Origin of the sequence: Halobellus captivus (assembly GCF_007655485.1) — an archaeon.
Taxonomy (GTDB): Archaea; Halobacteriota; Halobacteria; order Halobacteriales; family Haloferacaceae; genus Haloquadratum; species Haloquadratum captivum.
In genome coordinates, this window is sequence record NZ_VJXQ01000009.1 from 60,771 (window position 1) to 66,600 (window position 5,830).

The window sequence follows — 5,830 nt, forward strand, 5'->3', positions numbered from 1 at the left end:
GGCGGGCCATAACGGACACACCAGTCTAGCCGGCCGCGACACTCGGCGATCCAGCTACCGTCCTGGTGGACTCAGAAAGGGCGAGGCCGCCTCGGTCGTCCCCCGACCCCGCAAGCACCGCAAGAACGAGGAGCGCAGCAGTGGTCGCGGGATGCCGAGCGGCCGAGGGCTTTCAGAAGTCGTCTCTGTCGACGATTCCGAGCGCCTTAGTGGTTCGGTGAGCCGACTGGCTCGTCGAGAGGGATGTCGACGCCGTCCTTCGTGACGACGACCTCAACCCCCTCGACAGTGAATCGAACCTCGACATCGCCGGAGGACGATGCGAGAAGTCGTTCGAGTGCCTCGATGTCGACGACATCGTGGAGCTGATACGAATCGCTCGGCAGGCCGTGGACTTCCAGGGTTTCGACGATTTCGATAAGGAGATTCGAACACCGGTCCGTATCACTCGGGGATGATGAATCCATCCTGATCTCAGCCAATCAAAGGACGAACAGCAGTTAAAAGCGATGGTTCGATAGCTGGTGAGGTCGCGTCCGACGAACGAAGGCTCTATCCTCGCACTACTCCGCCGAGTTGACTCGATAGTGGGCAACTTGCCCGTTACAGAGACGTTTCTGAAAATCTGTGCGACAAAAGCGTGACAACTGATTTCAGACTCGCCTCCGTTATACAAATATGGTTCAAGTAGGGGACACAGCGCCAGACTTCACACTGACAGGAACCCAAGGTGACGAAGTTCGGGAGTTCTCGCTGTCTGAGTTCGCTGCTGGACGACCTGCTATGCTGGTGTTTTACGTCTACGATTTCAGTCCCGTGTGTGCTGACCAGCTGTGCGAGCTGAACGATATGGAGATGTTAACGTTCAACGACGAGATCGCAGTGCTCGGTATCTCGCCCGACGGCCCATACAGTCACCAACAGTTCATCGACCAAAACAACCTCTCGTATCCGCTCTTGACGGATGAGGAAAAGCAGGTGTATGACCAGTACGGAATGCTCGAGGAGACGATTGAGGGCAAACGAAACCAGAAACGAGGGATCGTCCTACTTGACGGCGACCGCACTGTGCGCTACCGGTGGGTTGCCGAAGATAACTGGGCGTCGTGGAATATGGAGCCGCTCAACGAAGCGTATGAGGTCAGCCAAGAGCTCGGAACCGCTGACGAGTAGTCTCAGCACAGTCAAGACGATATTCTACAGCTGTCTCACGAGCGTCACTCCGGAGCTTAGCTACCTGATAGCCGAACAGTCGCAAGCGACCCGGAAGACGTAGCAGGGATCGTGGGATGTCGGGAGGGACCTGGCGTTCAGATCGTCTCCTCACGCTCCTGATGCCGAGCTGAATCAAACGTCTGAGATCTCGAAGCGAGCGCCACCATCGCGACCGGTGGTGACGTCGATCTCCCAGCCGTGGGCTTCGACGATTCGTTTGACGATCGCGAGCCCGAACCCGGTACCCTCTTGATGGGTCGTGTATCCGCTCTCGAAGATATCGTCTCGTTCGTCCTCCGGGATACCGGGGCCTGTATCCTCAATGTAGAAGCCGCCGTCGAGGGAGCCGACGCGAATTGTGACCCCGCCGCCGCCGTGTTCGATGGCGTTCCGGTACAGGTTCTCGAACACCTGGATGAGCCGACTGTGGTCAGCGTCGATCCGGACGCTCGATTCGATCTCGAGGGCAGCGGATTCCGTTGCGACGTTGTTCCAGGCTTGATTAGCGATCGCACGAAGCTCAACCGGTTCCGTCTCACCGACGGCATCGCCTTCGCGAGCGAGTGTCAACATATCCTTGATGAGCCGTTCCATCCGATCGAGCGCGCTGTCGATGGCGTCGACGTGGTCTATCTCGCCGGTCATCTGTATGAGCTCCAGGCGACCCTGGGCGACGTTCAGGGGATTTCGGAGGTCGTGCGAGAGGATGCTGGCGAACTCTTCGAGTCGGTCGCGTTCGCGTCGGATAGTCGACTCGGCCTCGATTCGCTGGAGGGCCGTCGTGACGTGCGTTGCGAGCATCTCGGCGACCTCTTCATCGCGGTCGGTGAATGCTGCTGGCTCTGGCGCAAACGCCTGCACCACCCCATACTCCCCGAGAGGAATGCTCAACAGCGACCGTGGTTCCGTTGGGTCCGCGTCCGGCAGTGATCCCCCGTCCTGGAGCGAGGATCGCGCTGCCGAGTGCGTATCCGTTAGATCCTCCAGTCGGAGCACCTCGCCTGACTGGTAGCTCTGCCCCGCGTAGCCGAGGGTTGCAGACACCGGCTCACACTCCTCGAGGGATTCGTGGTCCGAACTGGCGGCCGGCACGAGCTGGTCCCCGTCCGCGATCGCCACGCGGGCGACAGCGGCCGGAAAGACGTCAACAGCCCCGTCGGCAGTGCGTTGGTACACCTGTTCTTTGGATGCTGCCCTGGTGATCTCGGTCGCGACCTCGTGCAGCTGCGTGACTTTCGACGTGTGGTCACGAAGCTGCTCCTCGGCTGCTTTTCGGTCGGAAATGTCCTGAATAACGCCCGTAAAGAGGTGGTCGTCGCCTACGACGTATTCGCCAAAACTGACTTCGACAGGGAATTCCTCGCCGTCGGCGCGCAACCCGGCCAATTCGAGGCCATCCAAGTCGACAGTTCGCCTATCGTTAGAGAGGTACTGAGACAGCCCCTCGAGATGCGCCTCACGGAAGCGGGCCGGCATCAGCTTCGTCAGCGGCTCGCCGACGAGGTCCGTCGTGGGATACCCGAAGAGAGTTTCAGTCGCGTCGTTCGCGTAGCGAATCGTACTCGTCTCGTCGATCGAGATGACCGCGAACGACGAGTTCTCCGTGAGTGCCCGGAAGCGATTTTCTGAGAGTTCAAGTTGATGCTCCCGCGTTTGGAGTCCTGTGGCATAGTAGCCGAGAAGCACACCGGCAGCCATGAAGATGCCAGCGCCATTGAGATTCAACACGACCGGTTCCCCGGATGGAACCTGTTCGAGCGAGATGATGAAGACGAACCAGAGATTGACAGCCACGCCGACGAGGCCACCACCCAGCGTCCACTTCGAAAGTTGTCTGACACGGGCTACTGGTGACGTTCTAGCGAGCCATATCCCGCCGACGATGAGTCCGATGCCGACGGCGAACGGGGCCGCGACCTCGATGAAGTCGATAAGTGGCTCGTCGGTGTCTGTCGCGGCTCGGGCGAGCGTGACCAGGAGAAGCACCACTCCAAGGATGGTGACCGACCATTGACTCACCGCCCGAGACCAATCCCTCATCTGAAAGATATAGTAGATTCTAGCTTCATAATTTGCCTGATTGGGGAACGGACGTAATTCCACGCCTCACATCAGCTACAACGGGAATTGGAACGTTCGGAAGTCGATATTCCACGAATAGCATGCTATTGGGCCTCCGAATGTCCGCCTTGGGGATCGACGATTTCGACAGCATCACCTGTAACGGCGAGCTGAATCCCCTCGACAGTGACACGAACCTCGACTGCTCCACTGGATCCCGCTACCAGCTGCTCGAATGCTTCGACGTCGAGATAGTCGTGTAACTGGTACTGGTCGCGGTCCACTCCACATGATTCCAACGTCTCGATAATCTCTACAGTGAGGGTTTGTGGTGAGGACTGATCCATTTCAATACTCGTGGAGTAGGGTGGGTAGCCGTTAAAACGTTGGGAGTCAACCATAGAAGCTTATCGCTCTGCTACTTGACTTAGCGCGTTCGGGATAGCGTCGGCGCAACCACAAGCGATTATGCGCTTTGACGCCGACTGGATGTCTCGCGCCGATGACCGCATTCTGGAGCATCTCTCTGACGACGGCCCCGACACCCCGAAGGAAATGGCGGACAGCGATCGCGTCCGCTTCTCTCGCCAGCACATCAACGCCCGGTGCAAGACGCTGGTCGAATACGGCCTCCTCGTCCACCTCGGAAACGGCGTCTACGACATCACGCGAACGGGAGAGCAGTATCTCGCCGGCGAATTTGACGCTCGTGACCTCGAAGCTGACTGAATCTACCCTTCCAGAAGCGTGACTAACTGGGCGACGTACGGGCTATTGTCCCAGCTCCGGTGGGGGCTGATCACGCTCAGTAGCGTTCGCGCCTCCTCGTGGGTCATGTGGCCGTTCCGGGCGTAGTCGCAGATAAGCCGCGGTGTCGGGACGATTCGTGGGCCCTGGAGCACCGCGTGGATGAGCGGGAAGTTCGTGCCGCCAAATTCGTCGGTGAGAAAGCCGTCGCCGTCGAGCGCGTTCGCGAGGACGATGCCATCAGTTTCGCCGTCGTCGAGGCCGAACGTCGGTCGCGCATCCGGGGTGTCGTCGCGCGCATACGGATCTTCGACCGTATAGTGGCCACGGGCCGCGAGGACGTTACTCGCCGCAGCGGCGTGGATATCCTGATATTGCGTGATATCGCGGAGTTCTGCGACCACTTCCGGAGGGACGATCACGTCACAGGAGGTGAGCAGGTACTGGAACGGGTCCGGAACGTCGGACCCGACCGCTGCATCTGCACAAGGCACGGCGAGACTGACAAGCGCGCTCGTGTCAGCGACGACCGTTCGCAGTCGCTGGCCGCTCATCGATCGTCATCACTGGTCTCGACCGTCGTCACATCCCCTTCGTAGACGTCGACGTCGTCAGGGGCAGCGAGATCGAGCGGCTCGTCCTCGAGATCCGCTTTGAGGAGACGGAGTCGCTGGGCGGTCTCGGCGCCGACCAGTTGCTTGACCGTCTCGAACTCGAGCTGGTCGTCGTAGTACTTCGTCGCGACCAGCTCTTGGAACGTCTCGCTGTCGGCCGTGTCTTCGATGTACTCGCGGATGGCCTCGACGAGGAGATCTGTCCGGTCCTTGTCGAAGAGGTCGGCGATGGCATCCAGCCGGTCGACGAGGTACTCCGGCGACTGGAAGTGAACCCGCCGGGGATCGTCACTTGCGCTCATTCTATGTGCAAGTTCTGCACATAGACGCATAACCGTTTCGGCGTTTGCACAGCGCTTGCACATCAGTGCTCGGGAGACGGGACTCGCTCACGTCGGTTTCAGTCGTCGTCCTGTGCGTTCAGTTCGTCGAGGAACTGGCCAGCGGTCGTCCCGACACGAACACCGTCGACGTTGGACATTTCGAGGCCGTGAGTAGCGGTCCGGAAAGGCGTGCCGTCGACGAGGACGCGGTGAACGACGGTGCGGATGGGATCGGTCCCGTACCTATCGACGACAGTAGCCATCATCTCGTCGAGATGCGCGTCCCGGTGCTCCGTCCGGGGATGCTGTGCGCGTTCGAGAATGAGTTCGACCACGTCATCAACTGATGCGTGCTCGGGATTCTTCGTTCGTTCACAAACGTCGTAGAGAGCGTCGTTATCGGACATTCCAAATCACTTCGAAGGATCCTCCACGGTGTCAGGGCTCCTTGAGCAACGAGCGAGCTCGCTGCACGTAACTGTTCGCGCCCCAGCTACGGGCGTCACTGATCGCATCGAGGAGCAACCGCGCATCGGCAGCTGATAGGTGTTCAGTTCGAACGAGAACCGAGAGTAGCGTCGGTGTCGTGACGAGCCGGGTATCAGCGAGTGAGGCGTGGATCAAGCCAAGCTGGTTGAACTCGTCACAGAGGAAGAGCGCAGCATCGAGTTCATTCGAGAGTGTGACCGCCGCGTTCTCACCGTCATCGAGGGGGAACTCGGCATCGAGATCAACCGACTGTGTCGTGAATGCATCCACCCGGTCGAGGACGGCGGATGCGGCGTGTCCATGGACGTCATCGTAGGAGGCGATCTCTTGGAGTTCATCGATGACCACTGTTGGGACGACGACCTCGTACCGGGAGAGACA

The 5,830-nt window shown here is 59.5% G+C and carries 9 protein-coding genes; 2 read left to right on the forward strand and 7 right to left on the reverse strand.

The features are described 5' to 3' along the window. Window positions 1-206: 206 nt before the first annotated feature. The gene (locus FJT57_RS15870) at window positions 207-467 is read right to left on the reverse strand and encodes a HalOD1 output domain-containing protein (RefSeq protein WP_144906826.1); all 261 of its coding nucleotides are present in this window, start codon (window positions 465-467) and stop codon (window positions 207-209) included. Window positions 468-678: 211 nt separating this feature from the next. On the opposite strand from FJT57_RS15870, the gene FJT57_RS15875 reads away from it, so the two are divergent. Then, window positions 679-1,173, forward strand: coding sequence for a redoxin domain-containing protein (locus tag FJT57_RS15875; protein WP_144906828.1), 495 nt, complete (start codon window positions 679-681; stop codon window positions 1,171-1,173). Between the two features lie 174 nt (window positions 1,174-1,347). Here FJT57_RS15875 and FJT57_RS15880 read toward each other — a convergent pair whose 3' ends face one another. Together FJT57_RS15880 and FJT57_RS15885 are read right to left on the reverse strand one after the other, a co-directional pair. Then, on the reverse strand, window positions 1,348-3,234 hold the full coding sequence (locus FJT57_RS15880) for a sensor histidine kinase (RefSeq protein WP_203229215.1): 1,887 nt from the start codon (window positions 3,232-3,234) through the stop codon (window positions 1,348-1,350). Between the two features lie 146 nt (window positions 3,235-3,380). Next, window positions 3,381-3,623: a hypothetical protein gene (locus FJT57_RS15885; protein WP_128904726.1), complete on the reverse strand. Its 243-nt coding sequence runs from the start codon at window positions 3,621-3,623 to the stop codon at window positions 3,381-3,383. 121 nt (window positions 3,624-3,744) lie between these two features. On the opposite strand from FJT57_RS15885, the gene FJT57_RS15890 reads away from it, so the two are divergent. After that, window positions 3,745-4,005 (forward strand): helix-turn-helix domain-containing protein, encoded by a 261-nt coding sequence (locus FJT57_RS15890; protein ID WP_128904638.1) that lies wholly within the window; start codon window positions 3,745-3,747, stop codon window positions 4,003-4,005. A 2-nt stretch (window positions 4,006-4,007) separates the two neighbouring features. Here FJT57_RS15890 and FJT57_RS15895 read toward each other — a convergent pair whose 3' ends face one another. From FJT57_RS15895 to FJT57_RS17120, 4 genes are all read right to left on the reverse strand, one after another. After that, window positions 4,008-4,577: a hypothetical protein gene (locus FJT57_RS15895; RefSeq protein ID WP_144906833.1), complete on the reverse strand. Its 570-nt coding sequence runs from the start codon at window positions 4,575-4,577 to the stop codon at window positions 4,008-4,010. After that, entirely contained in the window at window positions 4,574-4,939 is a 366-nt protein-coding gene (locus FJT57_RS15900) for a hypothetical protein (protein WP_144906835.1), read from the reverse strand. Before FJT57_RS15900 ends, FJT57_RS15895 begins: the two co-directional genes overlap by 4 nt. Before the next feature lie 98 nt (window positions 4,940-5,037). After that, the gene (locus FJT57_RS15905; RefSeq protein ID WP_144906836.1) at window positions 5,038-5,367 is read right to left on the reverse strand and encodes a hypothetical protein; all 330 of its coding nucleotides are present in this window, start codon (window positions 5,365-5,367) and stop codon (window positions 5,038-5,040) included. A gap of 31 nt (window positions 5,368-5,398) precedes the next feature. Next, the coding region (locus tag FJT57_RS17120; RefSeq protein WP_144906844.1) for a hypothetical protein at window positions 5,399-5,830 on the reverse strand (432 nt) is incomplete at its 5' end.

What these genes read in the sequence shown, in the direction of transcription:
- FJT57_RS15870 (WP_144906826.1), bottom strand. Translation starts at nt 467, where the DNA reads ATGGATTCATCATCCCCGAGTGATACGGACCGGTGTTCGAATCTCCTT.
- FJT57_RS15875 (WP_144906828.1), top strand. Translation starts at nt 679, where the DNA reads ATGGTTCAAGTAGGGGACACAGCGCCAGACTTCACACTGACAGGAACC.
- FJT57_RS15885 (WP_128904726.1), bottom strand. Translation starts at nt 3,623, where the DNA reads ATGGATCAGTCCTCACCACAAACCCTCACTGTAGAGATTATCGAGACG.
- FJT57_RS15890 (WP_128904638.1), top strand. Translation starts at nt 3,745, where the DNA reads ATGCGCTTTGACGCCGACTGGATGTCTCGCGCCGATGACCGCATTCTG.
- FJT57_RS15895 (WP_144906833.1), bottom strand. Translation starts at nt 4,577, where the DNA reads ATGAGCGGCCAGCGACTGCGAACGGTCGTCGCTGACACGAGCGCGCTT.
- FJT57_RS15900 (WP_144906835.1), bottom strand. Translation starts at nt 4,939, where the DNA reads ATGAGCGCAAGTGACGATCCCCGGCGGGTTCACTTCCAGTCGCCGGAG.
- FJT57_RS15905 (WP_144906836.1), bottom strand. Translation starts at nt 5,367, where the DNA reads ATGTCCGATAACGACGCTCTCTACGACGTTTGTGAACGAACGAAGAAT.